Source organism: Brevundimonas sp. NIBR11, assembly GCF_027912535.1.
In the GTDB taxonomy this organism is placed as follows: Bacteria; Pseudomonadota; Alphaproteobacteria; order Caulobacterales; family Caulobacteraceae; genus Brevundimonas.
This window is the reverse complement of sequence record NZ_CP115465.1, coordinates 105,561-128,691: the sequence shown is the minus strand read 5'-3', so window position 1 is coordinate 128,691 and position 23,131 is coordinate 105,561. Positions and strand designations below refer to the sequence as shown.

Sequence of the window (23,131 nt, the reverse complement as noted above, 5' to 3'; positions counted from 1 at the left end):
GGTGGCAAGGGACGCGGCCGAAATCCCCTCCTCCTATCAAAGGTCTCCATATCCGTGGCTGATCCCAAACTCGGCGCCAAGCAGGTCTGCCCGAACTGCCAGGCCAAATTCTACGATCTGGGCCGCCGCCCGGCTCACTGCCCCAAGTGCGACACCGAATTCGATCCCGAAGAAGCCATCAAGCTGCGCAGCCGCCGCGGCCGGCCGGGCGGCTACGCCTCCGACGACGCCGAGGATCAGGTCCCCGACAAGAAGGTCGACGGCGACGAGGACGAAGAAGAGGAAGTCGTCACCCCCGAAATCGACGAAGAAGGCCACGAGCCGATCCTGACGCCCGACGACGACGAAGACGATGCGCCTGGCGGCCCTGAGGACGAAGCCGGCATGGGCACGACTGACGGCGACGACGACGACGTCCTGGCCGACGACGACGATGACGACTCGGTGCCCTTCATCGAGGATGAAGACGACGACGCCTTCGACGAAGACATCGCCAAGGGCTCGAAAGACGACGATTGATCGCCCTAATCGTCTGATTTCCCGGCGAGTTTCGGCTCGCCGGGGGTTGAACGAAAGAATGCGAAAATAAATGGCAGAACCGGGTTGATCTGAAAATCGACCCGACATAGGTTCCGCCGCCTCGCCGGGGGCACAAACACCCGGCGGACCAGACCCAAGGACCCAGCGTCCGGAAGGTTCGGGGCTTTAGCTCAGCTGGTAGAGCGCTTGCATGGCATGCAAGAGGTCAGCGGTTCGACTCCGCTAAGCTCCACCAAATTCCTGGGGGCCGACAGTTCGCTGTCGGCCCCCTTTGCTTTTCGGCCTCGCACTTGCCGAGCATCGCCTTTGTCGTCGGGGCGTTAGAGCCTATAGCTGAGCCCGGCGTGTCCGGTCGCACCGGCGGGTCAGGGAGAACCATCAGCCGTGTTGGACGCCCTTCTAGGCAAACGCCCGGGATCGGAGCCGCTGTTCGCGGCTCTGCGGCAGTGCCGCGTCCACTTCGTCGGGGCGGCGCTGTTCAGCGCCCTGGTCAACCTGCTGTACCTGACCCCGACCCTCTACATGATGCAGGTCTATGACCGGGTCGTGCCGACGGCCGGCCTGACGACCCTGGTCCTGGTCAGCGCCGTGGCCATCTTCGCTCTGGGGTCCCTGGCCGCGCTGGACTGGCTTCGGACCCGCATCCTGGTCCGCGCGGGAATCCAGCTGGACCGCGATCTGGCCGGAACCATCCTGGCGCGGGTGACCGAGGCAGGGGGGCGATCACAAGGGGTTCAGGCCCTGCGCGACTTCGACGCCCTGCGCGGCGCGATCTCGGGCCAGGGGACGCTGGCCCTGTTCGATGCGCCGTGGACGCCGATCTATCTGGCCTGCTGCTTCTTGCTGCATCCCGCCATCGGGGTGCTGACCTTCGTCGGCGGCGCGATCCTGGCGGTCCTGGCCTGGCTGAACGAGCGCGACACCCGTCCGCGTCTGGGTCGCGCCTCAAAGGCCGGCAACGCGGCCTACGCCGCCCAGGAGGCCCTGACAGGCCAGTCCGAGGTGGTTCAGGCCCTGGGCATGCGCCGCGCCATCATCGCCCGCCAGGTGCAGGGTCGCAACGCCGCCACCGACGCCCAGGCCGAGGCCCAGCTGACGGGCGGCCGCTATTCCGGGGCGATCAAATTCGTCCGTCTGGCCCTGCAGTCGGCCGCCCTCGGTCTGGCCGCCTTCCTGGTGGTGAAGGGCGAGATGTCGCCTGGCTCCATCATAGCCTCCTCGGTCCTGCTCAGCCGCGCGGTCATGCCGATCGAACAGCTGGTCGGCGCCTGGCCCGCCCTGGTTCAGGCGCGGACCGCCTGGAAGGGGCTGATCGACCTTTTCACCAAGACCGCCGGCCACGGGCAGCCGCGCACCGCCCTGCCCGCGCCCCGGGGGCGGGTCTCGGCCGAGACGATCGGCGTGCGCCTCCCGAACACGCAGACGCCCCAGCTGCGCGGCGTGTCGGTGACCCTCGAGCCCGGTCAGGTGCTGGGCGTCATCGGCGCCAGCGGATCGGGCAAGACCACCCTGGCGCGGGTCATGGCCGGCGCCCTCTCGCCCGACACCGGCTCGATGCGCCTGGACGGAGCGGATTACGGCGCGCGCGACAGCGACGCCCTGGCCCGCCATATCGGCTATCTGCCGCAGAGCCCGACCCTGTTCGCCGGCACGATCAAGGAAAACATCTCACGCTTCGCCGACCCCTCCCTCGAGGTCGACGCGGCAGCGGTGCGCGCGGCCCAGGCTGCGGGGGTGCACGACCTGATCCAGCGCCTGCCCGGCGGCTACGATACCCCGCTCGGCCCGCAGGGGGCCGGTTTGTCGGCGGGCCAGTCGCAGCGCATCGGCCTCGCCCGCGCCCTTTATGGGGACCCCGTCCTGCTGGTGCTGGACGAGCCGAACGCCAGCCTCGACCAGGATGGCGAGACGGCCCTGATCGCTGCGGTCGAGGGCGCCGCAGCCCGGGGAGCGGCCGTGGTCATCATCGCCCACCGCGCCGGTGTTCTGGCCAAGGCCGACCGCCTTCTGGCGCTGCGCGACGGCATGGTCCAGGTCGAAGGCCCAAGGGAGGAGGTCCTCGCCCGGCTGCGCGGCCCGCGTCCGGCCGGCCTGCACGAGGTCAAGGCGGGATGAGCGTCGAAGCCCCTCTCACTGCACCGCCCGCGACCGCTGCCGCGCACGTCGAGCCCCAGACCGCGTCGCCGCGTCGCGAGCTGATCCTGGGCGGGATCATCATCGTTCTGTTTTTCGTCTTGTTCCTAGGCTGGGCGGCGATCGCCCCTCTGGATTCCGGCGCCTACGCGCCCGGGCAGGTTGCGGTGACGGGCAACCGTCAGGCGGTCCAGCACCGCGAGGGCGGCACGGTCACGGCCCTGCATGTCGCCGAGGGCGACACCGTGCGTCAGGGTCAGGTCCTGGTCGAACTCTCGACCGGAGAGCTGACCGCCGCCGAGCGCGGCCTGGCGGGTCAGGTCTATGCGCTGATGGCTCAGCGCGCCCGTCTGATCGCAGAGCGGGACAAGCTGGCGACCATCCCGGTCCCGGCCGAGTTCGCCGCCCTGTCGCCGGAGAACCGCGCCCTGGCCGACGAGGCCATGCGGCTGCAGCGTCTGCAGTATGGAGCCCGCAGCGCCGGCCGCTCGACCGAGGTCGGGGTCCTGCGCCAGCGCATCGGCCAGCTGGAAGAGCGGATCCAGGGCTACACGCGCCAGATCGAAAGCAACATCGAACAGCGCCGCCTGATCGGCGAGGAGCTGGAGGGCCTGCGCGCGCTCGCGGCTCAGGGCTATGCGCCCCAGACCCGCGTCAGGGCGCTGGAGCGTGATGCGGCCGGTCTGGACGGCCAGCTGGGCTCGCTTCGCGCCGAGGTCGCTGGCACCCAGCAGCAGATCGGCGAGACCCGCCTGCAGATGCTCAGCATCGGCACGGGAATGAACGAGGACGTCTCCGAGCAACTGCGCGCCATCGAGGTGCAACTGAACGAGACCCAGCCCCGGCTCGCCTCCTTGCGGGACCAGATCGAACGCAGCCAGATCCGCAGCCCGGTCACGGGCCAGGTCGTGGGTCTGGCCGTCTTCACCCAGGGCGGGGTCATCCAGCCCGGCCAGGTGCTGATGGAGGTGGTTCCCGCGCAGGCGTCGCAGGTCATCGTCGCGCGGATCAACCCGGCCGATATCGACAACGTTCGCGTGGGCCTGGAGACGGAAGTGAAATTCCCCGGTCTGCGCGAGCGCGATCCGCCGATCATCCATGGGCGCGTGACACAGCTCTCGGCCGACACCTTCACCGACCAGGCCACGGGCGCCAGCCACTATCGCGCGGAAATCTCGGTCCCGCCGCAGGAGATGGAGCGGCTTGGCGCGGCGGCGCGCGAAATCCGGCCGGGCTTCCCGGTGGAGGTGGTGGTGCTGCTGAGAAAGCGGACCGCCCTTTCGTATCTGATCGAGCCTCTGACGCGAAACCTCTGGCGCTCGGGCACGGAGCAATAGGCGGACGGCCTTGCCCGCACCGCTCGGCCTGCCCATATCCACCTCCGGTCCAGGCCTCGCCGATCCCGGGGGGCTCTCTCGGACCCAGTCGCTTGTCGAGGACTGAATCCATGACCACCCGAACCGTGATGTTCGACAGCCCCTTCCTCTTGGGCTTCGACCAGACCCGCGCCTTGATCGACCGCGCCGCGAAGGCCGCGGCCGAGAGCTATCCACCCTACAACGTCGAGCAATTGGGCGAGAGCGCGGTGCGCATTTCTCTGGCCGTCGCCGGATTCGCGCCCGACGATCTGGCGATCACCTTGGAGGGGCGACAGCTCACCATTGCCGGTAAGCGCGAAGGCGCCGCGCCGGATCAGGCCTTCCTGCACCGGGGCATCGCGGCGCGCGGCTTCGTCCGCAGCTTCGTGCTGGCCGACGGTCTGGAAGTGGACGGGGCCCGGCTGGAGCACGGTCTGCTGCATGTCGACCTGACCCGGCCCGAGAGGCTGGAGCCGATCCGGCGCATCCCCATCAGCGTCGGCTGATCTCGAATTACGTGGACGTCCTGTGACGCGGTCGCGAACTCGCGGCGCGTCCGGGCGTTGTCATTCTCTGAGAAGGAGGCGGTCTTCATGACGCCGATCATGACCAACAAGGATTTTGCAGGCCTGGGCGCGCCCGACCTGGTTTATGTGCGCGAGATCACCGCCGCCGACGTGATGGCGGACGCCCTGACCGACACGCCGCTGGAAGACGCCAAGGGCCTCGTCATCGATCCCGAACAGACCCTCTATGCGGTGCACGGCGCCGACGGCGAGCGTCTGGCCGTGATGATGGATCGCGAGACAGCCTTCGCCGCCGCCGTGGCCCACGAACTGGCGCCGGTGTCGGTGCACTGACTGGAATGGTGAGTATCGCGGCGCCAGTGGCGGGTTCGCCGCTTGCCTGTCAGGTCATGAGCGTCAGGCGTATGCGTGGCGGCGAGAAGGCTCGCCACGCGTCACTCACCACTGAGCAATGATTTCAGGCTGCCGTCGGCACATCCGCATCGCGGACGAACAGGGCGTGGATGGCGTCGATCGTCCGGGCCTGACGGAGTTGCTCGCGCAGTTCGGGCGAACGCAGGGCCCTGGAGACCGCCGCCAGGGCGCGCAGATGTTCGGCTCCAGCCTTGGGCGGGGCGAACAGGGCGAACATCAGATCGACCGGACGGTCGTCGACGGCGTCATAGGCCACCGGCGTATCCAGACGCACGAAGACCGCCTTGACGGTCTCCAGACCGGGCACGCGCGCATGCGGCACCGCAACGCCCGAACCGAGGCCGGTCGAACCCAGAGCTTCCCGCTCCATCAGGGCGTCGAAGACGCGAATCTCATCCTGGCCCATGGCGTGGGCGGCGGCGCTCGCCACGACGTGCAGCGCCTGTCTTTTGGAAGACGCGCCGGATTTCAGGACGATCCCGTCCCGAACCAGCAGTTCCCCGATATCCATGATCTTCCCGACTCATACTCGAGGTTGTGGGCTGGCCCCTTTAGAGGCGCGCGCCGTCTAGACGGTTCGCGCGCCTCTGGGAAGTCTTATGCGCCAGAACCGTTTACAGAACCGTGTCCATTCAACGACGCGGTGCGTTCCGGATCGATCCACCCCACATTGCCGTCCGGCCGGCGATAGACCACCGACAGTCCGCCATGCGCCGCGTTCTTGAAGAACACGACCGGATAGCCGGTCATGTCGAGTTCCAGCACCGCGCGACCGACCGTAATCGTGCGGATTTCCGAAACGCTTTCGGCGATGACCATCCCGACCGGAGGCGGGCCGTCGTCGGCGCCGGCGGTGTCGAACAGTGAATCCTCGACATCATCGTCGGGATTGCGAAGCACGATGCTGCGCGCCACGGAGGCGGCGGCCATCTCGGTCTTCTCGGGCGACAGGCCCTTGGGACCGATGTGGTGATCCTTGAGCCGGCGCTTGTAGCGACGCACCCGCTTCTCGAGCTTTTCGAGACTGTCGGTGAAGGCGGCATGGGCGTCGCCGCCCAGCCCGGTCGTCACGAGGGACTGGCCCGACGCGAGGCGGACCCAACAGTCCACCTTGAAGCCGTGGCCGTCCTTCGACACCACGACCTCGGCGTCCTGGCCGCCGCGTTCGAAGTATTTTCCGACTCCGTCTTCGAGTTCCTGGGAGATGCGCGAGCCTAACGCTTCGCCGACATCCACTTGCTTGCCGCTCACTTGGACTTGCATGTCGATAGAACGCGACCGACCGCGAAAGGTGTCAACGGAGAACACCAAATTTACGGTCACGCTTTGTTGTTCGATCAGGCGGTCTTGAGCATCCGGCGACGCTCGACGGAGGACGGAATCCTCAGCGCTTCCCGATACTTGGCGACCGTGCGCCGGGCGATGTCGATGCCGGCTTCCTTGAGGATTTCGACGATCCGGTCGTCGGACAAAACGTCGCCGTCGCGGGCTTCGTGGTCGATCATCGACTTGATCCGGTGACGGACGGCCTCGGCGGAGTGGGTCGCCCCGCCGTCGGTCGCCTGGATCGCGGCGGTGAAGAAGAATTTCAGCTCGAACACCCCGCGCGGGGTCGAGACGTATTTGTTCGAGGTCACCCGGCTGACCGTCGATTCGTGCATGCCGATCGCATCGGCCACGGTCTTCAGGTTGAGCGGGCGCAGGAATTCCACCCCGAAGGCCAGGAAGGCGTCCTGCTGGCGCACGATCTCGGAGCCGACCTTGAGGATGGTCTTGGCCCGCTGATCCAGCGACTTGACCAACCAGTTGGCCTGGGCCGCGCAGTCGGCGACGAAGGCCTTTTCCGTCTCGGTCCGCGCGCCGGCCGAAACCGAGGCGTGGTAGCGTTTGTCGACCAGCAGACGCGGCAGGGTGTCGGCGTTCAGCTCCACCCGCCAGCCGCCGGCGGGATCGGGCCGGACGTGCACGTCGGGAATGATGGTCTGGGCGATCTCGCCGGCGAAGCCTGCGCCCGGCCGGGGCGTCAGGGCCTTCAGCTCGGAGATCATCTCGGCCAGATCCTCGGCGTCGACGCCGCAGACCTGGCGCAAACCCGCCAGATCGCGTTTGGCCAGCAGATCCAGGTTGTCGAGCAGGGCTCCCATGGCCGGATCGAACCGGTTCCGCTCGACCAGCTGCAGCTTCAGACACTCCGGCACCGACCGCGCCATGACGCCCGTCGGCTCGAACCCGTGACAGACGGCCAGCACCGCCTCGACCCGCTCCAGACCGCAGCCCAGACGGTCGGCGATCTCCCCCAGTTCGCCGCGCAGATAGCCGCCCTCGTCCACTCCGTCGATCAGGCTCAGCGCGATGGCGTGGTCGGTGGCGGAGAACCCGGCCGAGGACGCCTGTTCCTGCAGATGCTCCCACAGGGTGGGATCATGACGTTCCGGGCGCTCGCCGCCGTCGCCGTCATTGAAGGACCCGCCCTTCCCGGCGGCCGACCAGTCCGACAGCCCCGGTTGTTCGGCCGCCTCGTCGGACAGCCGATCCGAGGTGCGCTCACCCGGGGTGGCGTCGCCATAGACGTCGTCCTCACGCGCATCGACGGTGGAGGATCGGTCCGAGGCCTCGGCCTCGGAGAAGCTCAGCTCGGCGGCGTCCGCGGGCGCATCCCGGGTGGCCTCCACCCCGCCCTCCGCCTCTTCGCGCTGGAGGAGCGGGTTTTTCTCGAGCTCGGCCTCGACGTATTCGTCCAGCTCCTGGTTGGACAGTTGCAGAAGCTTGATCGCCTGCTGCAGCTGGGGCGTGATGACCAGCCCCTGCCCCTGCCGAACCTCAAGCCTTTGACCGATCACCCGGACGCTCCCCCGTGGGCCGTCATGGCCCGGAACTTGCTAGGGGCCAACATCGCGCGGAGCGGTTAACGCGAGGCGAACGCCAGAGCGATGTGCGCCCAGAGGCCCTCGAACAGGCCCGCATCCGCCGCGCCGTACAGACCGGCATAGAAGGTCCCCGACAGACTCCATCGCCACCACGGATCGTCCCGGGCCTCGTCGTCGTGGAAATAGCGCGACGTCGGCATCGCCCAGCGCAGCCAGACGGCCAGCCGCCCGGGCGCGGTGATGCAGTAGTCGAGAACCGCCAGCATGACCCGGAGCTTCGGCCCCGAGGATTGAGACCCCGCTTACGGCGAAGGTTAATGCCCGCCTCAGCCGCGGAGGCGCAGAGCCGCTAGGCGAGCCGGCGGCGCTGGATCATCAAGGCCGCTCCACCCGCCAGCATCAGACCCAGCAGGATCATCGCCCATTCCGACAGGGTCGGAACGGCGACGGCCACGGTCGGGGCGGCCGGTCGAACGAACTGGCCGAAAGTGGACGGCCCCGACCCGGGGGCCAGCGTGGCGGTCGCGACGATCAGGTTGGTCGCGGTGTCGATGACATCGACTTTGGATGTGCCCTGATTGACCACGTAAAGCCGCAGGCCGTCAGGTGTGAGGGAAAGCCCAGAGGGGGCCGAGCTGATGGCTAGCGGAATGGTCGCGACCAAGGCGTTCGTGGCGGCGTTGAATACTGAAACGGCATTGGAACTCTGGTTGGCGACATACACCCGGCTGCTGTTCGGGCTGACAGCCACCGCGACGGGATTCGCGGTCAAGATCGTCGACACCACGGTGTTGGTCGCGGTGTTGATGACCGACACGCTGTTGCCCCCAGCGTTGCCGGCGTTCGCGACATAGACCCGCGTTCCGTCCAAGCTCGTCGCCACGTCGCTCGCGCCGCTGCCGACGGAGATGGTCGTGATGACGCTGTTCGTCGCGGTGTTGATCACCGAAACGGTGCCGTTGTTGAAATTCGAGACGTAGGCGCGGCTGCCGTCCGCGCTGACGGCCACCCCATAAGGCCCCGAACCGACCGGCACGGTGGCGACGACCGTGTTGCTGGCGGTGTCGATGACCGAGACGGCGCCGGCTTGGTCGTTCGTCACATAGGCCCGCGCGCCGTTCGGGCTGATGGCGATGCCCAGCGGACCCGCGCCGACGCTGATCGTCGCCACGACCCCATTCGTGGTCGTGTTGATGACCGAGACGTTATTGGAGCCGTTGTTGACGACATAGGCGCGGCTTCCGTCGGGCGAGACCGCCACGCCGTAGGGACTGGTTCCCACCGACACGGTCGTGAGCACCGAGTTGCTGAGCGAGGACACGACGGAGACGTCGTTGGTGTTCACGCCCGCCACATAGGCGTTCTGGGCCAAGGCGACACCTGACCATGCGAGCGCAAGAAGGCCGACGACCCACGTCAGCGACCGGCGCAGACTGGAGCGACGCGAGATTGCGGGAACGATCGCGCGCCCGGCGCGGAACGAGTTGATCACTGTGGCCCCCATGGCTCCGACCTACGACGAGGAGGCCGCAGATCGAATCCTAGCCCGGCGGAGCGGTCGTGGATCCCGTCATTTCTTGAATGTCCGTGCCAAAGAATTGAACTTTGACGCTCCGGCTGCGCCCGGCTCCAGAACGGCGGCGTCAGGCCCCACGCCTGCGCCGCTGGACCATGGCGACGGCCCCGCTCGCCAGCATGAATCCGAACAGGATCATCGTCCATTCCATCATTGTCGGCACAGGTGCGGCGGCTGGGGCGGCGGCGAATGTCACGCCGAACGCGGCGTCCAGGGCGGAGGCCGCCGCACCGCTCTCCAGGATCATCGTGCCGCCCGCATAGGGATCGTCCGCCGCGGCGGCTAACTGGCCCACGTCGAAGACAAAGCTGTATTTCGATCCCGCCGTCACCGGAAAGGGCGTTGTCAGTACGATCGTCTGGAATCCCGACGAGTTACTGTTCTGATCCACCAAGGCCACGGGCTGAGAGTAGGCGGGCGTTCCGACATTTGAGGGAATGCCCGAGCCGTTGGGTCCGTTATAGAAGCGGAGCTGGAAAACTCCGGTGGTCGTCCTTGGCCGGACCTGTATCTGTGTGACCGTTCCGGTCACGAGGGCGGTGAACGACTGCCCTTGGCCGCCATTGGTCGGGGCGAACGATGCGTTCGGCTGGCTGATGCTTTGCGCCATCGCCCCCGTGCCGCCGCCGAGCACCAGGGATAGCGCAACCATCAGTGGCCGCAGGCATTCGAAGCGCTTCATTGAGTTAATCCTTCAGGCCGCATGGGCGGCAAGGGGTCGCCGCCAGGTGAAGCGCGCCGATCAGGATCATCGCCCACTCTGAACCCGATCGCGCCCGCCCGGCGGGCGCGGCATACTGATCGGCGCTGGCCCCGGTCCGCGAACAGTCAGGAGACTCTAGCCAGAACGGCTCAAGGCAAGGCCGACGATCTCTTGTATCTTCGCGCCCAATAATTGAACCGGCGTGCGCCCTACGCCTCAGGCGCGAGCATCTCGCGGTCGGCGCGAAGCATGCGACGGTACTGGCTGGGGGTCATGCCGAACCGGGCGCGGAATGCGCGGCTGAGGTGGGCGGCGTCGGCGAAACCGAACCGATGGGCCATCAGTCCGATCGGCTCCTCGCGCTCCTGAGCGGACAGGGCCGCGCGAGCGCGTTCCAGACGTCGCGTCAGCAGGTGGGCGCGCACCCCGCCCTCGTCGCGGAAGGCGTCGAACAACCGCCTGCGCGATACGCCCAGGTTGCGGGCGATCTCATCGGCGCCCAGGTCGCGCGAGGCCAATTGGAAGTCGATCAGCTTATCGGCGGCTTGCCGCAGCTTGACCTGGGCGGAGACCCGGCCCGTCTGCGTGGGTCTTACCGCCGCCAGGGCGACCGCCAGGGTCTCCAGAAAGATCCGACCCAGGCTGTCGGCCTGATCCGCATCCATCTCCGTCAGCATGTCGCTGACCTGGTCGGCCAGGGCGAAGGCGAGCTTCGCGTCCTTCTCGGCGACCACCAGGCCATGCAGGTCTCCGATCGGTCCGAACCGCTCGACCGCCAGCTCGCGCGGCAACACTAGATTGTAGGTCAGACTGGCGCTCGAAACATGCAGCGAAGGTCGGGCCAGGTCATGGAAATGGAAGGTTCCCGGCGTTTCGTGCAAGGCTCGGCCGTCGAAATCGCCCTTGGCTTCTCCGCGTTTCATCATGCTGATGATGATGGGATCGAAGTCCGAGCCACGGATGTCGTCCAGCCGCCGCTCCCAGCGCATGCCGGTGATCTCCACGCGGGCGAACATGACCGGCCCCAGCTGCCCCGACAGCCAGCGCGTGTCGAACGGCTCTGTCGGGTCGGTGCGATAGATGGGCTGGGTGCGCGGCCAGTCCCTCAGATGCCAGGCCCGGTAGCGGTCCTCGGGCGGCAGATCGTCGGTGGTGAAGCGCAGGAGCGGAATCGGCCGGCGTTCCGAGGCTTCCGAAGCTTCGCGATCCTTATCGGAATTGTCGCTCACTCGCTGCTCGCGCTCTGAATGCCCGGTAAAAAAGGTATGTCCGATTCGCGGGCGAAAGAAGATCGCTGTCGAGCACCGTGCGGAGCGTGGTCAGCCGTAGAGGTCGCCCAGATACACGCGGCGGACCTCGGGGTCGTGGATGACCTCGTCTGCCGTGCCCTCGAACAGCACGCTGCCGTTCGAGATGATCGAGGCGCGGTCGATGATGTCCAGGGTCTCGCGGACATTGTGGTCGGTGATCAGGACCCCGATCCCCTCGCCCGCCAGATAGCGGATCACCTGGCGGATGTCGGCGATGGCCAAGGGGTCGATGCCGGCGAACGGTTCGTCCAGCAGCATGAAGCTGGGCTTGCCGGCCAGGGACCGCGCGATCTCCACCCGACGGCGTTCGCCGCCCGACAGGGCCGTCGCCGGCGCGTGACGCAGATGATCGATATGCAGTTCTTCCAGCAGCCGCGTGGTCTCGACCTCGATCGCCTTGCCGGTCTCGTTCAGTTCGACGACCGACATGACGTTCTGCTCGACCGTCATGCCGCGGAAGATCGAGGCCTCCTGCGCCAGATAGCCCAGCCCCATGCGGGCGCGCTGGTACATGGGCTGGGAGGTGATCTCCTCGCCGTCCAGCCAGATCGACCCGCTGTCGGCCGGGATCAGGCCGGTGATCATGTAGAAGCAGGTGGTCTTGCCGGCGCCGTTGGGGCCCAGCAGACCCGCGACCTCGCCACGCTGGACTGTCAGGGAGACGTCGGACACCACCTGACGAGGGCCGAAGGCCCGGGCGATGTTGCGGACCCGCAGGCCCTTTTCAGGCGCAACCTCGGGCGCGGCGACCTTGTCGGTCTCGCGGTCTTCCAGGTTGAGGGCGGAGAGTTCCTTGCGGGCCATTCCGCCTCAGTTCGACCCTTCGGGATAGAAGACGCCGCGGACCCGGCCGCCGTTGGCGCCCGTGCCGCCCTGGATCCGCGCCTGGCCGGTGTCGACGTTGTAGGTCAGGCTGGCGCCGGTCAAGACGTTCTGGCCCTGGGTCAGGATGACGTCTCCGGTCACCACCACGGTGGCGTTGGCCACGGTGTAGACGGCCCGGTCGCCCCGGATCGTCTCGTTGGGGGTGACGTAATAGACCTCGCCCGAGGCCTCGATCCGGGTGAGACCGCCCTGGGCGTCGCGCGCCCCCTCGATGGCGTTGGCGCGCAGGCGTGTCTGCCCTTGCGTGATCTCTGCCCGTCCGCGCAGGGACACCGCCGTGTTTGTCAGCTCTCCCGTGTCGGCCCCGTAGCCGATCGGTTGGTTGCTGACGCTGGCCCGGTTTTGCGCGAACGCGACGCCGCCGAGGCTCAGGGCCAGGATGGTCGCGCCGGTCAGGATGAGGTGGCTGGTCTTCATGTCATTCACCGGAAGCGGGGGCGATGGTCCCCCGCACCTTGTTATCGCCGGAACCGCTGAACACGACCCGTTGGCCCTGTTCATGGATGGCATAGGACGTTGCCGAGATGGTTCCAAGGGGGCCGCGCCCCTCGACGCCCTTGTCGCCCGTCACCACCCCCGTCGCCGTATCGACCACGGCCTCCGGCGTCGTCAGGGTAAAGCCCGATCCCCCGTCGGAAATCCGCACATTGGGGCCGATGGTCACCGTACGTTCGGCCTCGTTGTAGATGCCGGCGTCGGCGGTCATCTCGGTCACCTTGGTGCCCCCGAGATTGAGCCTCAGCACCGGGCCATTGAGGCGGAACCGCCCCGTCGCCGGGTCGCGCACCGCCCCCTCGGCCCCGATGATGAAGGACCGCCCGGCGGCGTCCTGACCATGGAACATGGGGTTGTCGAGGCGGATTTCCTTGGCCGCGCTGGCCTCGCGCTCGACGCCCGACATGACGGTGCGGAACACCGTCCAGGTCAGGGCCCCGCCCGCCAGCACGACGATCAGGATCGGCAGCAGGCGGCGATAGAGGTGCACCCGGCGCGACCGCGAGCGCCAGCGACCGGCCTGATCGGCCAGCCGCGCCTCGTCGGCGGCCCTCCTGTCCTGACCGGGCTCGAACGTCATGTGTGCGCGAAGATATCCATCTCGTCCCAGCCGGCCAGGTCGAGGCGGGCGCGGACGGGCAGAAAGTCGAAACAGGCCTGGGCCAGCTCCATCCGCCCTTCGCGCACCAGCATCTCGTTCAGCCGGCGCATGATGACGTGCAGATGCAGGACGTCGGAGGCCGCGTACTCCAGCTGCGCCTGCGTCAGCTCGGGCGCGCCCCAGTCGGACGACTGCTGCGCCTTGGACAGGTCGATCCCCGCCATCTCGCGCGCCACGTCCTTCAGTCCGTGCCGGTCGGTGTAGGTCCGGGCCAGCTTGGAGGCGATCTTGGTGCAATAGACCGGCCGCGTTTCTACCCCGAGGTGCAGCTCGACCATGCCGATGTCGAACCGGCCGAAGTGAAAGATCTTCAGCACGTCCGGATCGGCCATCAGCCGCTTCAGGTTCGGGCAGTCGTAGGCCGGGCGGTTCAGCCGCACGACATGGGCGTCGCCGTCCCCGGCCGACAGCTGGACCACGCACAGCGGGTCTCGGCGGAAGCGCAGCCCCATGGTCTCGGAATCGACGGCGACCTCGGGGCCTAGATCGAGGCCGTCGGGCAGGTCGCCTTCATGCAGATAAACGGTCATGGCCCCTCAAGTAGCTGAGCGCCGCTCGCGAGGCGATAGGGCGTGGAAAAGACAAAGGCGCCGCATCTTGCGATGCGACGCCTTTCGAAACTGGTGCCCAGGAGAGGACTCGAACCTCCACGACATTTCTATCACTGGCACCTGAAGCCAGCGCGTCTACCAATTCCGCCACCTGGGCCCCGGAAGGTCCGCGCCGAAACGCTTGCCTCACCGGAAGGCGCGGACCCTTAAGGCAGTGTACGGAGCGGGTCAACACGGTTTTCGGCGGTTTCTCGCAGCTTCGTGCAAAGCCCCGCGTTGCGAGGGCGCGGGCCATCGTCTATCCCCGCGCTGCAAGGCCCTCCGGGGCTTTCACGACGCCGCTCAAGGAACGCCCGATGTCCGAATCCACCCCCGGCCTGGTCACCGTCTTCGGCGGCTCCGGTTTCGTCGGAACCCAGGTCGTGCGCGCCCTGGCTCGCAAGGGCTGGCGCGTCCGCGTCGCGGTCCGCACCCCGGCCCTCGCCCAGGACCTGCGCATCCTCGGCGATGTGGGCCAGATCCAGCCCGTCCGTTGTGACATCACCCAACCCGCCGACGTGGCCGCCGCCCTGAAGGGGTCGAGCGCCGCGGTGAACCTGGTCGGCATCCTGTTCGAGACCCCCGGTCGCGGCTTCAAGGCCCAGCACGTCGAGGGCGGCCGCAACGTCGCCGAGGCCTGCGTCGCTGCCGGCGTCGACCGCCTTGTGCAGATGTCGGCCATCGGCGCCGACGCGCATTCGGACGCCGAATACGCCCGCACCAAGGGCGAGGCCGAAGTCGCCGTGCGTCAGATCAAGCCCGACGCCGTCATCGTCCGCCCCTCCATCGTGTTCGGAAACGGCGACGGCTTCCTGAACCGCTTCGCCTCTATGGCGACCATGAGCCCCGCCCTGCCCCTGATCGGCGGCGGCGAGACGAAGTTCCAGCCCGTCTGGGTCGGCGACGTGGCCGAGGCCGTCGCTCGCGCCGTGGTGCGCACCGACGCGGCCGGCCGCACCTTCGAGCTGGGCGGACCCGAGGTCTGGTCGTTCAAGCAGATTCTCGAATACATCCTGCGTGAGACGGGCCGTAGCCGCCTCCTGGCGCCCCTGCCCTTCTTCGCCGCCGAGACCATCGGCTCCGTGGCCGAGATCACGGCCGTTCTCGGCATCGCGCCGGTGCTGACGCGCGATCAGGTCCTGATGCTGAAGACGGACAACGTCGTGGCCGAGGGCGCCGAAGGGCTGTCGGCCCTGGGCATCGAAGCGACCGGCCTGGAAGCCATCGCCCCCTCCTACCTGTGGCGCTACCGTCGCGGGGGCCAGTTCGCCGAGGGGCCGAGCGCGGCGCGGGCGCAAGCGGCCTGAGCCCGCAGCCTCCGTCATCCTCGGATCAAGTCCGAGGATGACGGTGTCGGTCACAGCAGCCGGATTTCCTTCAGCCGCTCCGTCAAAAAGTCCTCGGCCATGATCGACTTGCCCGCATAGCGATCCGGGTTCTCGGCCGTGATTGTCGACGGCAACGTCTCGATGACGAAGTCCGGGTTGAAGTGCAGGAAGAACGGCGTCGAATAGCGCGCGAAACTGGCCCGTTCCGGCGCCGGATTGACCACCCGGTGGCTCGTCGACGGCAGGACGTGGTTGGTCAGCCGCTGCAGCATGTCGCCGATGTTCACCACCAGGGCCCCGGGCGGCGGCGCGACTTCCAGCCACTCTCCATCCGCGTCCTTCAGTTGCAGCCCGCGCTCCTCTGCGCCCAGCAGCAGGGTGATGACGTTGATGTCTTCGTGCGCGCCGGCGCGCACGCCGGCCGCGCCCGCCTCGACCGGGGGATAGTGGAGCATCCGCAGAATGGAGTTCCCCAGCTGGACCTTGTCCTCGAAATAGTCGTCGCCGAGCTCGAGATAGTGGGCGATGGCCCTGAGGATCTTGGCGCCTAGCCGATCCAGGGCCTCGAACATCCCGTAGAGGTGCGCCTTGAACCCCGGCACTTCCGAAGGCCACAGGTTGTCGCGCATGTAGTGTCGATAGGGGTGGCCCTCCGGCAGCTCACGCCCGACATGCCAGAACTCCTTCAGGTCCACGGCCGCGGCGCCCTTGGCCGCCTCGACCCCGAACGGCGTCAGGCCGCGCGCCCCGCCGGTGCCCGGCTGGTGATACTGGCGCTTCACCTCCTCCGGCAGGGCGAAGAAGGCCTTGGCGTCGTCGATGGCGGCCTTGATGACGTCCTCGTCCAGACCGTGGTCCGCGATCACCGCGAACCCATAGCGTTTGAACGACGCGCCCAGGTCATCGCTGAAGCCCTGGAAATCCGTGTCGTAACGCGACATGGACACCGGCCTGATGCCCTTGGTCTGGCCGGAATCGGCGGCGGCGGCGTCGAGGGTGGAGGTCACGGTGCGGGCCTTTCGGTTCGTGCGCGGCGGTCGTCGGACGGCCGGGGGAGACGTTCATACGCCTTGCCGCCGGAAATTGGCAGATTGACGTCGCAACGCCCGCCGACGCGCCCGTTCATGTCCGGGTCAGGCAGGAACCTTCACCGTGAGACCACGTTTCCGGCCGATACGGACCCGTACACTCAAGGAGATTTTCAATGCGCATCAACGTTTTGGTCACCGGTCTCGGCGTCGCCGCCATGCTCGGCACGGCGGCCTGCACCACCATGGACCCCTATTCCTCCACGCCCCAGCGGAACAACACCGGCACCGGCGCCATCTACGGCGCCCTGGGCGGCGCGGTCCTCGGCTACCTGACCAACACCTCGGACGGTGAGCAGGGCCGTCGCAACGCCCTGATCGGCGCCGGCGTCGGCGCGCTGGGCGGCGCGGCCGTCGGCAACTACATGGACCGTCAGCAGCGCGCTCTCGAGGCCGAACTTTCGGGCAGCGGCGTCGGCGTCGCACGCCAGGGCGACAACCTGGTCCTGCGCATGCCCTCGGACGTGACCTTCGCCACCAACCAGTCCAACATCGAACCCCGCTTCGACGCCGTGCTGTCCGATGTGGCCGCAGTGCTCCAGGAGTACGACCGATCGCTCGTCGATATCGTGGGCCACACGGATTCGTCGGGCGGCGACGCGATCAACCAGCCCCTGTCGGAGCGCCGCGCCCTCGCTGTCGCCGACGCCCTGATCAATCGCGGCGTGCTGCGTGATCGCCTGTTCGTCGCCGGCCAGTCCTCGCGCGTCCCGGTCGCCTCCAACGCCACCCCTGAAGGCCGGGCGCAGAACCGCCGCGTCGAAATCCTGATCCGTCCGTTCACCGGCTGATCCTCCGACCTTCCCACGGCGCGCCGGGCCAACCCGGCGCGCCGTGGACGTTCTTCTTACCGCACACGGTTCAGTGACTTGCGTCGCTGACCGTGGTGTGGTCCCTGCACATGCTGACGACTCGGGGGAGCGGCATGGATCAGGACGTCTGGAATCGCGACGACGGTCATCTGGCGCAGGGCGCAAGGATGGTCGCAGCCGCTCTCGTCTCCGCCGTCCTGACCGCCACCGTCGTCATCGCCATCGGCCAGACCGTGGTCGATCGTCGCGCGGCCCCGCCCGTTCAGTCCGAAGCCCTGCTGATCCGCACGAGCCACTGATCGCCCGCTTGCGAAAAGCAGCGACGCGGCCTCTCCTGCTCCGGTGACCCAGGCCGCCCGCATTCCCCTTTCCGCGCCCGACATGGGCGCCGCCGAGCGCGCGCGTTTGCTCCGGACCTTCGACGACGGCTGGGTTTCCTCGGCCGGCCCGGTGGTCGAGGCCTTCGAACGCGCCTTCGCAGAGGCGACCGGCTTCGCCCATGCCACGGCCATGTCGTCCGGCACCGCCGCCCTCCAGGTCGCTCTGACGATGCTTGACCTCAGGCCAGGCGACGCCGTCATCTGCCCGACCCTGACCTTCATCGGCGGCGTCAGTCCTGTCGTCCACGCTGGCGCCCGGCCGATCTTCGTGGACTGCGCGGCCTCGGACTGGAACCTGAACCCGGTCCTGCTGGAGCAGGCCTTCGACCGCGCCGGGGCCGAAGGCCTGACCGTCCGCGCCGTCGTCCCCGCCGACCTCTATGGCCAGTGCTGCGACATCGCCGCGATTCGCGCCGTCGCCGACGCTCATGGCGTCCCGGTCATTCTCGATTCCGCCGAGGCCGTGGGCGCCACCTTCAACGGTCGTCATGCAGGCCATGGCGCCCAGGCCGCCGCCTTCTCCTTCAACGGCAACAAGATCATCACGACGGGGGGCGGCGGGATGCTCGCCTCCGACGACGCGGACCTGATCGCTCGCGCCCGCAATCTGGCGGCGGCCGCCCGCCTGCCGGCTGTCCACTACGAACACGCCGAGGTCGGCTTCAACTATCGGATGCTCAGCCTGGCCGCCGCCGTGGGCCTGGCACAGTTGGAGACGCTGGAGGCCCGGGTGGCCCGTCGGCGCGCCATTTTCGCTCGCTATCAGGATCGCCTGGGATCCCATGACGGCGTCGCCTTCGCCCCCGAGGCGCCGGGCCGTCGCCACACCCGCTGGTTGACCGTCATGCTTCTGGACCCCGAGATCACCACGGTCAGCCCCGAGCACCTGCGGCTCGCGCTCGAGGCTGCCGACATCGAGGCCCGGCCGGTCTGGAAGCCCATGCACCTCCAGCCGGTGTTCCGCGACGCCCTGATGATCAACGACAGGGTAGCGGAGGTTCTGTTCGCCACCGGACTGTGCCTGCCCTCCGGCAGCGGTCTGACTGACGCCGACATCGACCGGGTCTGCGACGTCATGGAGGCCACGCTCCGGCCCTGATGCCGCCTTCGCGGCTTCTGCCTGCGGTATCGGCCGGGATGGCCGTTGGCGATTGCCTTACTTTTGCAGTTCACGTCCGCGCCGCTTCCGGCGCTCCTGGCCTGAATCGCATGACCCGCTCTGGTTGTGAGCGGACTGCGACGGCCGGGTTCAGCGGGCGGCGGCGAACCGGCGGGCCAGCGCCTTGGCGGTGGGCTTCAGGGCCTTGGGCTCGTGATAGTTGCCGTTGACCTGGGTGCGGTTGATCACGTGAGCCTTGAACCGCTTGAACAGGTCTTCGTCAGGCCGCACGGGATCCGTCCAGAAGGTGTCGATCGACTGCCGGTCGGTCAGGCCCTCGATGTCGAAGAAGGCCTCGCCCAGCACCTTGACCGGGGTGGAGAAGCCCATCGCCGACAGGGCCGCCGAGGAGTTGTTGACGACCATCCCCGACGAGGCCCGGCACAGAGCGGCCAGGTTGCCCCCATCGATGAAGTCGACCCGGTCGGCGATGCCGCGCTCGACCGCCAGCACATGGGTCATGCGCGCCAGGTCCACGAGGCCGGGATCCAGCGGATGGTTCTTGACCACCAGTCGCGCATCGGCCGGGGCGTTCTTGGCGAATGAAGACAGGACCTCGGCCAGGAAGGCGGTGTTGTCGGCGTAGTGGCTGTAGCGCAGAAGCTGGGCGTCGCCCTCGCGCTGCAGGATGGCCAAGAAGAAGGGGCCGCGCGCGCGGATGACCTGGGCGTCCGTATCGGCCTTGGAGCGGAAGGTCAGCGACAGATAGCGCCGCACATGGCCCACGAACTGCAGCCACGGGGACTGGGTATAGGGGTAGACGTAGCGGCGGAACACCAGGCGGCCAAAGGGCTGCATGGCGTGATACAGGCTGATGTTGATGACGTGGTGGGGCAGGATCTTGCCTACCGGCCGCGTCGGCAGCATCTCGGGGATCGGCGGATCGTAGGATTTCCGGTCGCGCGGCAGGGCCGAGGACGCATTGACGCCGTTCTCCTCCACCGTGATCCAGTCGGGACGGAAATATCCGTTCTCCAGCACCCAGACCCGCAACGGGTGGGTGCGCCCGGTCTCGACTGCGGCGGCGGCTTTCAGCTTCTTGGCCTGCGAGAGGACGCCTTGATTGTAGGGCCCCCCCTCGCCGAAGACGATGAGGTCGGTAAGGCCCTGGTCCTGAACCATCTTGGCCAAACGGGCGGGCCAGCGGCGGACGTCGCCGGTGTAGGGCTGGGCGCCGGACCGACGCCAGTAGGCGGCGTCGCCGGCGTTGAACAGCATACGCGCCACCGAGGCGCCTTCGGCCGTCAGTTGCTCGGCCAGGGTACGGCCGAACGGGCCGAACGGAGCGGTCACGATCAGGAAGCGTCGTCCCGCCAGCGACTGGCCGGGTTGCGGACGCGCGGCCGGCGTCGCAGCAGGCGCGGCGGCCGCCTCGACCACGCGTGAGGGCGCGCGCCGGACCGCCTGGCCCTCGCCGTCGCCCGAGGCGCGTCTGGAAGTGATGCGGACGTCCGCCATGCTCAGGACCGGCTCACGCGAAGTCTTCAAGACGGATGGAAACGCTGCGAACTCCGCCCTGATCGGGGTTCCCTGCCCGGAGCTTCGACACGGGCCGCACGACGCGCGATGGCGTGGCGACTCCGTCGAAGGCCAGACAAGAGGGTCGGAACTCTGACATGGATGCCCTTGTCGCTGGCCCTGTCGTGCGGATCAACCGACTTGTCCAAAAAAGCGAGTGGCGTGTGCGGGAATTCGCGAACTCTTCCAGCGACATCGGACGAAATCCAGGCCCGCCGATCCCCGGTGAGGGGCTCGAAAAGGCCGTGGGCCGGGCCCTGACGCTTGAAGCGAGACATTCGGGCAACGCCGCTGAGAAACGCTAAACCGCCGGCCTCCTGGAGCGGAGAACCGGCGGCTCAACATACGGTCATCGTCGGGGAACGCCGTGCTGTGGAAGGTCGCCCTTCCGTGACGTAGACGCCCCCCGGCGTCTTCTTTTCGGCTTGGTCGGGCCCCGATCCTTTGGGGGTCGGGGCCCTTGTCCAGGCGTCTTAGAAGTTGATGCCGATGGTGGCGCGACGGTTCAGAGGCTCGCGAACGCCGTCGGCGGTCGGACGGGCCAGGTTGGTCTCACCCTTGCCGTCGAGGGCGATCACGCCGCCGGCGACGCCTTGGGCGACCAGGGCGTCAGCCACGGTGCGCGAGCGACGGTTCGACAGGCCCACGTTGTAGGCGGCCGAGCCGGAGGTGTCGGCGTAGCCGACGACCAGCACGCGCGTCGGACGACCCGACTTGGCGTAGTTGGCGGCCTGCGTCACCACCGAGCGGGCTTCGGCCGTCAGGTCCGAGCGATCCCAGTCGAAGTACACCACGAACTCGCGCGCGACCGGAGCCGGCGGAGGCGGCGGCGGGGGCGGAGGAGGCGGCGGCGGCGGGGGAGGCGGCGGGGGCGGCGGCGGGGGCGGAGGCGGCGGCGGCGGGGCCGAGTCGGCGCCGAAGGCGTAACGCAGGCCCAGGGTCACCGTGTGGCTCTCGTCGTAGTCGCCTTCGAACGTGCCGTAGTTGTTCACGGCCAGGGCCGAGCTCGTCGTGACGGCGGCTTCCATGTCGCCCGTCAGGTAGCGGTACGTCAGGTCGATGTTGGCGCGGTCGCCGATCGCGTAGCTCAGGCCGGCAATGGCCTGGGCGGCGAACTTGGTCGACGAATCGTCGGCCACGATCGAGACGGCGCGCTGGCCGCGGATGGTGCCCACGAACTCGGTGTTGACGCGGTTCACGCCGACACCGAGGCCGACGAACGGACGAACGCCCCAGTACTCGCCGCCGATGTCATAGATGACATTGGCCATCAGGGTGGCGGATTCGATGTCGCCGTCCGGCGAGTAGCAGGCGCCGGTGGCCGGGGTGAAGTTGCACACGCCCGACGGAACCGAGCCCGTCGAGTGACGGATGCGGCCGATGTCGCCCGAGCGGTAGCCGCCTTCGAGTTCGACGCGCCAGTTCGGGTTGAACCGGTAGCCCAGACGCGCGAACGCGGCCCAGCCGTCGTTCACTTCGGCGTTCCAGTTCACGCCGTTGCCGGTCGCTTCCAGGTTGATGTCGTCGATCTTGTGGTAGCCGGCGTCGATCGCGCCGTACCAGCCGTCCGGCTCAGCCGAAGCAGCGCCAGCGGCGAAAAGCCCCGCGGCTGCGACGCTGGCGAGAAGTTTCAGCTTCATGTCAGTCCTCATAATTTTTGAATGCCCAAAGGCCACGCTTACACGCGACGCTCACCGGGCCGAACGGCATAGTTGGGCCCGAGTTCCTTATTTCGGTTCGCAATACGGCGACTGTGGCGCCGTTTCAACACATATCCCCCTCTTGGCGAACCGCCCGAGCCTGTTATCAGGGTGAACAGCGATAAGGGAGGCCTCAATGGCAATGCGGTTCGACGGCAAGGTGGCGATCGTCACGGGCGCGGGCGGAGGGCTCGGTAGAGAGCACGCGATAGCCCTCGCGGCCCGAGGCGCGAAGGTGGTGGTCAACGATCTGGGCGGCGCGCGCGACGGCTCCGGCGCCTCGTCCAGCGCGGCCGAGGCCGTGGTCGCCGAGATCGTGGCGGCGGGCGGCGAGGCCATCGCCAATGCGGCGTCCGTCACCGACTTCGAGGCGGTGAAGGCCATGGTGGCCGAAGCCGCCGCCAAATGGGGTTCGGTCGACATTCTGGTCAACAACGCCGGGGTCCTGCGCGACAAGTCCTTCGCCAAGATGGAGATCGCCGACTTCCAGTTCGTTTTGGACGTCCATCTCATGGGCGCGGTGAACTGCACCAAGGCGGTGTGGGACGGAATGCGAGAGCGGAACTACGGCCGGATCGTCATGACCACGTCGTCTTCGGGTCTCTATGGGAACTTCGGCCAGGCCAACTACGGCGCGGCCAAGATGGCCTTGGTCGGCTTCATGCAGACCTTGGCCATCGAGGGGGCCAAGAACGACATCCGGGTCAACTGCCTGGCGCCGACCGCCCACACCCGCATGACCGAGGATCTGGGAGCGGCCCTGCCTCTGGAAGCCCTGGGGCCGGAGCTGGTGACGCCGGGTCTGTTGTATCTGGTCAGCCAGGACGCGCCGACGCGATGCATCCTCGGCGCAGGCGCCGGCGGCTTCGAGCGGGCCTATGTGACCCTGACGCAGGGAGTCCACATCGTCGGCGACGACGCCCCCGAACAGGTCCAGGCGCAGTTCGAGGCGATCTCCAACCGCACCGGCGAGATCGTCCCGGAGATGGGCGCGGCCCAGGGCATGATCGAGCTGACCAAGGCTCAGAAAGCCCACGCCTGATCCTGAATGCCGCGTCGGGCGCTTGCCTTGACGCGGCGACAGGCG

24 protein-coding genes and 2 tRNA genes are annotated in these 23,131 nt (G+C 67.9%); 11 read left to right on the top strand and 15 right to left on the bottom strand.

All coding sequences use genetic code 11. The features are described from left to right. Positions 1 to 54: 54 nt before the first annotated feature. The 6 genes from O5O43_RS00635 (at position 55) to O5O43_RS00610 (ending at position 4,891) form a co-directional block, all read left to right on the top strand. Positions 55 to 519: a TIGR02300 family protein gene (locus tag O5O43_RS00635; protein WP_271084996.1), complete on the top strand. Its 465-nt coding sequence runs from the start codon at positions 55 to 57 to the stop codon at positions 517 to 519. Positions 520 to 699: 180 nt separating this feature from the next. Beyond that, positions 700 to 775, top strand: a tRNA-Ala gene (locus O5O43_RS00630). Between the two features lie 149 nt (positions 776 to 924). Then, positions 925 to 2,655, top strand: coding sequence for a type I secretion system permease/ATPase (locus tag O5O43_RS00625; RefSeq protein ID WP_271084995.1), 1,731 nt, complete (start codon positions 925 to 927; stop codon positions 2,653 to 2,655). Beyond that, positions 2,652 to 4,010 carry an HlyD family type I secretion periplasmic adaptor subunit gene (locus tag O5O43_RS00620; RefSeq protein ID WP_271084994.1) on the top strand — a complete coding sequence of 453 codons (1,359 nt, stop codon included), beginning with the start codon at positions 2,652 to 2,654 and terminating at the stop codon, positions 4,008 to 4,010. The genes O5O43_RS00625 and O5O43_RS00620 overlap by 4 nt, the downstream gene beginning before the upstream one ends. A gap of 110 nt (positions 4,011 to 4,120) precedes the next feature. Further along, a complete protein-coding gene (locus O5O43_RS00615) occupies positions 4,121 to 4,537 on the top strand; it encodes an Hsp20 family protein (protein WP_271084993.1) in 417 nt (138 codons plus the stop codon). An 87-nt stretch (positions 4,538 to 4,624) separates the two neighbouring features. Continuing rightward, positions 4,625 to 4,891 (top strand): DUF1150 family protein, encoded by a 267-nt coding sequence (locus O5O43_RS00610; protein ID WP_271084992.1) that lies wholly within the window; start codon positions 4,625 to 4,627, stop codon positions 4,889 to 4,891. 124 nt (positions 4,892 to 5,015) lie between these two features. On the opposite strand, the gene ptsN is transcribed toward O5O43_RS00610, so the two are convergent. The 12 genes from ptsN to O5O43_RS00550 form a co-directional block, all read right to left on the bottom strand. After that, entirely contained in the window at positions 5,016 to 5,483 is a 468-nt protein-coding gene (gene ptsN, locus O5O43_RS00605; RefSeq protein ID WP_271084991.1) for a PTS IIA-like nitrogen regulatory protein PtsN, read from the bottom strand. Between the two features lie 86 nt (positions 5,484 to 5,569). Continuing rightward, positions 5,570 to 6,235, bottom strand: coding sequence for a ribosome-associated translation inhibitor RaiA (raiA, locus tag O5O43_RS00600; RefSeq protein WP_271084990.1), 666 nt, complete (start codon positions 6,233 to 6,235; stop codon positions 5,570 to 5,572). A 74-nt stretch (positions 6,236 to 6,309) separates the two neighbouring features. Next, positions 6,310 to 7,812 carry an RNA polymerase factor sigma-54 gene (rpoN, locus tag O5O43_RS00595; protein ID WP_271084989.1) on the bottom strand — a complete coding sequence of 501 codons (1,503 nt, stop codon included), beginning with the start codon at positions 7,810 to 7,812 and terminating at the stop codon, positions 6,310 to 6,312. A 65-nt stretch (positions 7,813 to 7,877) separates the two neighbouring features. Then, complete coding sequence (locus O5O43_RS00590) at positions 7,878 to 8,105, bottom strand: hypothetical protein (RefSeq protein WP_271084988.1); 228 nt, start codon at positions 8,103 to 8,105, stop codon at positions 7,878 to 7,880. 83 nt (positions 8,106 to 8,188) lie between these two features. Continuing rightward, positions 8,189 to 9,343, bottom strand: coding sequence for an IPTL-CTERM sorting domain-containing protein (locus tag O5O43_RS00585; protein WP_271084987.1), 1,155 nt, complete (start codon positions 9,341 to 9,343; stop codon positions 8,189 to 8,191). Between the two features lie 139 nt (positions 9,344 to 9,482). After that, on the bottom strand, positions 9,483 to 10,097 hold the full coding sequence (locus O5O43_RS00580; protein WP_271084986.1) for a hypothetical protein: 615 nt from the start codon (positions 10,095 to 10,097) through the stop codon (positions 9,483 to 9,485). Between the two features lie 230 nt (positions 10,098 to 10,327). Further along, positions 10,328 to 11,347: a helix-turn-helix domain-containing protein gene (locus O5O43_RS00575; RefSeq protein WP_271084985.1), complete on the bottom strand. Its 1,020-nt coding sequence runs from the start codon at positions 11,345 to 11,347 to the stop codon at positions 10,328 to 10,330. Between the two features lie 90 nt (positions 11,348 to 11,437). After that, the gene (lptB, locus tag O5O43_RS00570) at positions 11,438 to 12,232 is read right to left on the bottom strand and encodes an LPS export ABC transporter ATP-binding protein (RefSeq protein WP_271084984.1); all 795 of its coding nucleotides are present in this window, start codon (positions 12,230 to 12,232) and stop codon (positions 11,438 to 11,440) included. 6 nt (positions 12,233 to 12,238) lie between these two features. Then, on the bottom strand, positions 12,239 to 12,730 hold the full coding sequence (locus O5O43_RS00565) for an LptA/OstA family protein (protein ID WP_271084983.1): 492 nt from the start codon (positions 12,728 to 12,730) through the stop codon (positions 12,239 to 12,241). A gap of 1 nt (position 12,731) precedes the next feature. Continuing rightward, positions 12,732 to 13,388 (bottom strand): LPS export ABC transporter periplasmic protein LptC, encoded by a 657-nt coding sequence (gene lptC / locus O5O43_RS00560; protein WP_271084982.1) that lies wholly within the window; start codon positions 13,386 to 13,388, stop codon positions 12,732 to 12,734. Continuing rightward, the gene (locus O5O43_RS00555) at positions 13,385 to 13,999 is read right to left on the bottom strand and encodes a ribonuclease D (protein WP_271084981.1); all 615 of its coding nucleotides are present in this window, start codon (positions 13,997 to 13,999) and stop codon (positions 13,385 to 13,387) included. The genes lptC and O5O43_RS00555 overlap by 4 nt, the downstream gene beginning before the upstream one ends. Positions 14,000 to 14,090: 91 nt before the next feature. Next, positions 14,091 to 14,177, bottom strand: a tRNA-Leu gene (locus O5O43_RS00550). Positions 14,178 to 14,376: 199 nt separating this feature from the next. Between O5O43_RS00550 and O5O43_RS00545 the strand changes: the two genes are divergently transcribed. Continuing rightward, positions 14,377 to 15,366, top strand: coding sequence for a complex I NDUFA9 subunit family protein (locus tag O5O43_RS00545; protein ID WP_271084980.1), 990 nt, complete (start codon positions 14,377 to 14,379; stop codon positions 15,364 to 15,366). A 50-nt stretch (positions 15,367 to 15,416) separates the two neighbouring features. On the opposite strand, the gene O5O43_RS00540 is transcribed toward O5O43_RS00545, so the two are convergent. Then, a complete protein-coding gene (locus O5O43_RS00540; RefSeq protein ID WP_271086355.1) occupies positions 15,417 to 16,328 on the bottom strand; it encodes a 2-oxoglutarate and iron-dependent oxygenase domain-containing protein in 912 nt (303 codons plus the stop codon). Between the two features lie 263 nt (positions 16,329 to 16,591). Between O5O43_RS00540 and O5O43_RS00535 the strand changes: the two genes are divergently transcribed. From O5O43_RS00535 to O5O43_RS00525, 3 genes are all read left to right on the top strand, one after another. Further along, positions 16,592 to 17,266 carry an OmpA family protein gene (locus O5O43_RS00535; RefSeq protein ID WP_271084979.1) on the top strand — a complete coding sequence of 225 codons (675 nt, stop codon included), beginning with the start codon at positions 16,592 to 16,594 and terminating at the stop codon, positions 17,264 to 17,266. Between the two features lie 134 nt (positions 17,267 to 17,400). Further along, a complete protein-coding gene (locus O5O43_RS00530; RefSeq protein ID WP_271084978.1) occupies positions 17,401 to 17,586 on the top strand; it encodes a hypothetical protein in 186 nt (61 codons plus the stop codon). 43 nt (positions 17,587 to 17,629) lie between these two features. Beyond that, a complete protein-coding gene (locus tag O5O43_RS00525) occupies positions 17,630 to 18,766 on the top strand; it encodes an aminotransferase class I/II-fold pyridoxal phosphate-dependent enzyme (protein WP_271084977.1) in 1,137 nt (378 codons plus the stop codon). A gap of 150 nt (positions 18,767 to 18,916) precedes the next feature. On the opposite strand, the gene O5O43_RS00520 is transcribed toward O5O43_RS00525, so the two are convergent. Further along, positions 18,917 to 20,284, bottom strand: a complete 1,368-nt coding sequence (locus tag O5O43_RS00520; protein ID WP_271084976.1) for a capsular biosynthesis protein — start codon at positions 20,282 to 20,284, stop codon at positions 18,917 to 18,919. Positions 20,285 to 20,817: 533 nt separating this feature from the next. Beyond that, positions 20,818 to 21,984, bottom strand: coding sequence for an outer membrane beta-barrel protein (locus O5O43_RS00515; RefSeq protein ID WP_271084975.1), 1,167 nt, complete (start codon positions 21,982 to 21,984; stop codon positions 20,818 to 20,820). Between the two features lie 196 nt (positions 21,985 to 22,180). On the opposite strand from O5O43_RS00515, the gene O5O43_RS00510 reads away from it, so the two are divergent. After that, a complete protein-coding gene (locus tag O5O43_RS00510) occupies positions 22,181 to 23,086 on the top strand; it encodes an SDR family NAD(P)-dependent oxidoreductase (protein WP_271084974.1) in 906 nt (301 codons plus the stop codon). The last annotated feature ends 45 nt before the right edge of the window (positions 23,087 to 23,131 follow it).

Coding starts and splice junctions, on each gene's coding strand:
- O5O43_RS00620 (WP_271084994.1), top strand. CDS start 2,652: ATGAGCGTCGAAGCCCCTCTCACTGCACCGCCCGCGACCGCTGCCGCG.
- O5O43_RS00615 (WP_271084993.1), top strand. CDS start 4,121: ATGACCACCCGAACCGTGATGTTCGACAGCCCCTTCCTCTTGGGCTTC.
- O5O43_RS00610 (WP_271084992.1), top strand. CDS start 4,625: ATGACGCCGATCATGACCAACAAGGATTTTGCAGGCCTGGGCGCGCCC.
- ptsN (WP_271084991.1), bottom strand. CDS start 5,483: ATGGATATCGGGGAACTGCTGGTTCGGGACGGGATCGTCCTGAAATCC.
- raiA (WP_271084990.1), bottom strand. CDS start 6,235: ATGCAAGTCCAAGTGAGCGGCAAGCAAGTGGATGTCGGCGAAGCGTTA.
- O5O43_RS00590 (WP_271084988.1), bottom strand. CDS start 8,105: ATGCTGGCGGTTCTCGACTACTGCATCACCGCGCCCGGGCGGCTGGCC.
- O5O43_RS00585 (WP_271084987.1), bottom strand. CDS start 9,343: ATGGGGGCCACAGTGATCAACTCGTTCCGCGCCGGGCGCGCGATCGTT.
- O5O43_RS00580 (WP_271084986.1), bottom strand. CDS start 10,097: ATGAAGCGCTTCGAATGCCTGCGGCCACTGATGGTTGCGCTATCCCTG.
- lptB (WP_271084984.1), bottom strand. CDS start 12,232: ATGGCCCGCAAGGAACTCTCCGCCCTCAACCTGGAAGACCGCGAGACC.
- O5O43_RS00565 (WP_271084983.1), bottom strand. CDS start 12,730: ATGAAGACCAGCCACCTCATCCTGACCGGCGCGACCATCCTGGCCCTG.
- lptC (WP_271084982.1), bottom strand. CDS start 13,388: ATGACGTTCGAGCCCGGTCAGGACAGGAGGGCCGCCGACGAGGCGCGG.
- O5O43_RS00555 (WP_271084981.1), bottom strand. CDS start 13,999: ATGACCGTTTATCTGCATGAAGGCGACCTGCCCGACGGCCTCGATCTA.
- O5O43_RS00545 (WP_271084980.1), top strand. CDS start 14,377: ATGTCCGAATCCACCCCCGGCCTGGTCACCGTCTTCGGCGGCTCCGGT.
- O5O43_RS00540 (WP_271086355.1), bottom strand. CDS start 16,328: ATGTCGCGTTACGACACGGATTTCCAGGGCTTCAGCGATGACCTGGGC.
- O5O43_RS00535 (WP_271084979.1), top strand. CDS start 16,592: ATGCGCATCAACGTTTTGGTCACCGGTCTCGGCGTCGCCGCCATGCTC.
- O5O43_RS00530 (WP_271084978.1), top strand. CDS start 17,401: ATGGATCAGGACGTCTGGAATCGCGACGACGGTCATCTGGCGCAGGGC.
- O5O43_RS00520 (WP_271084976.1), bottom strand. CDS start 20,284: ATGGCGGACGTCCGCATCACTTCCAGACGCGCCTCGGGCGACGGCGAG.
- O5O43_RS00515 (WP_271084975.1), bottom strand. CDS start 21,984: ATGAAGCTGAAACTTCTCGCCAGCGTCGCAGCCGCGGGGCTTTTCGCC.
- O5O43_RS00510 (WP_271084974.1), top strand. CDS start 22,181: ATGGCAATGCGGTTCGACGGCAAGGTGGCGATCGTCACGGGCGCGGGC.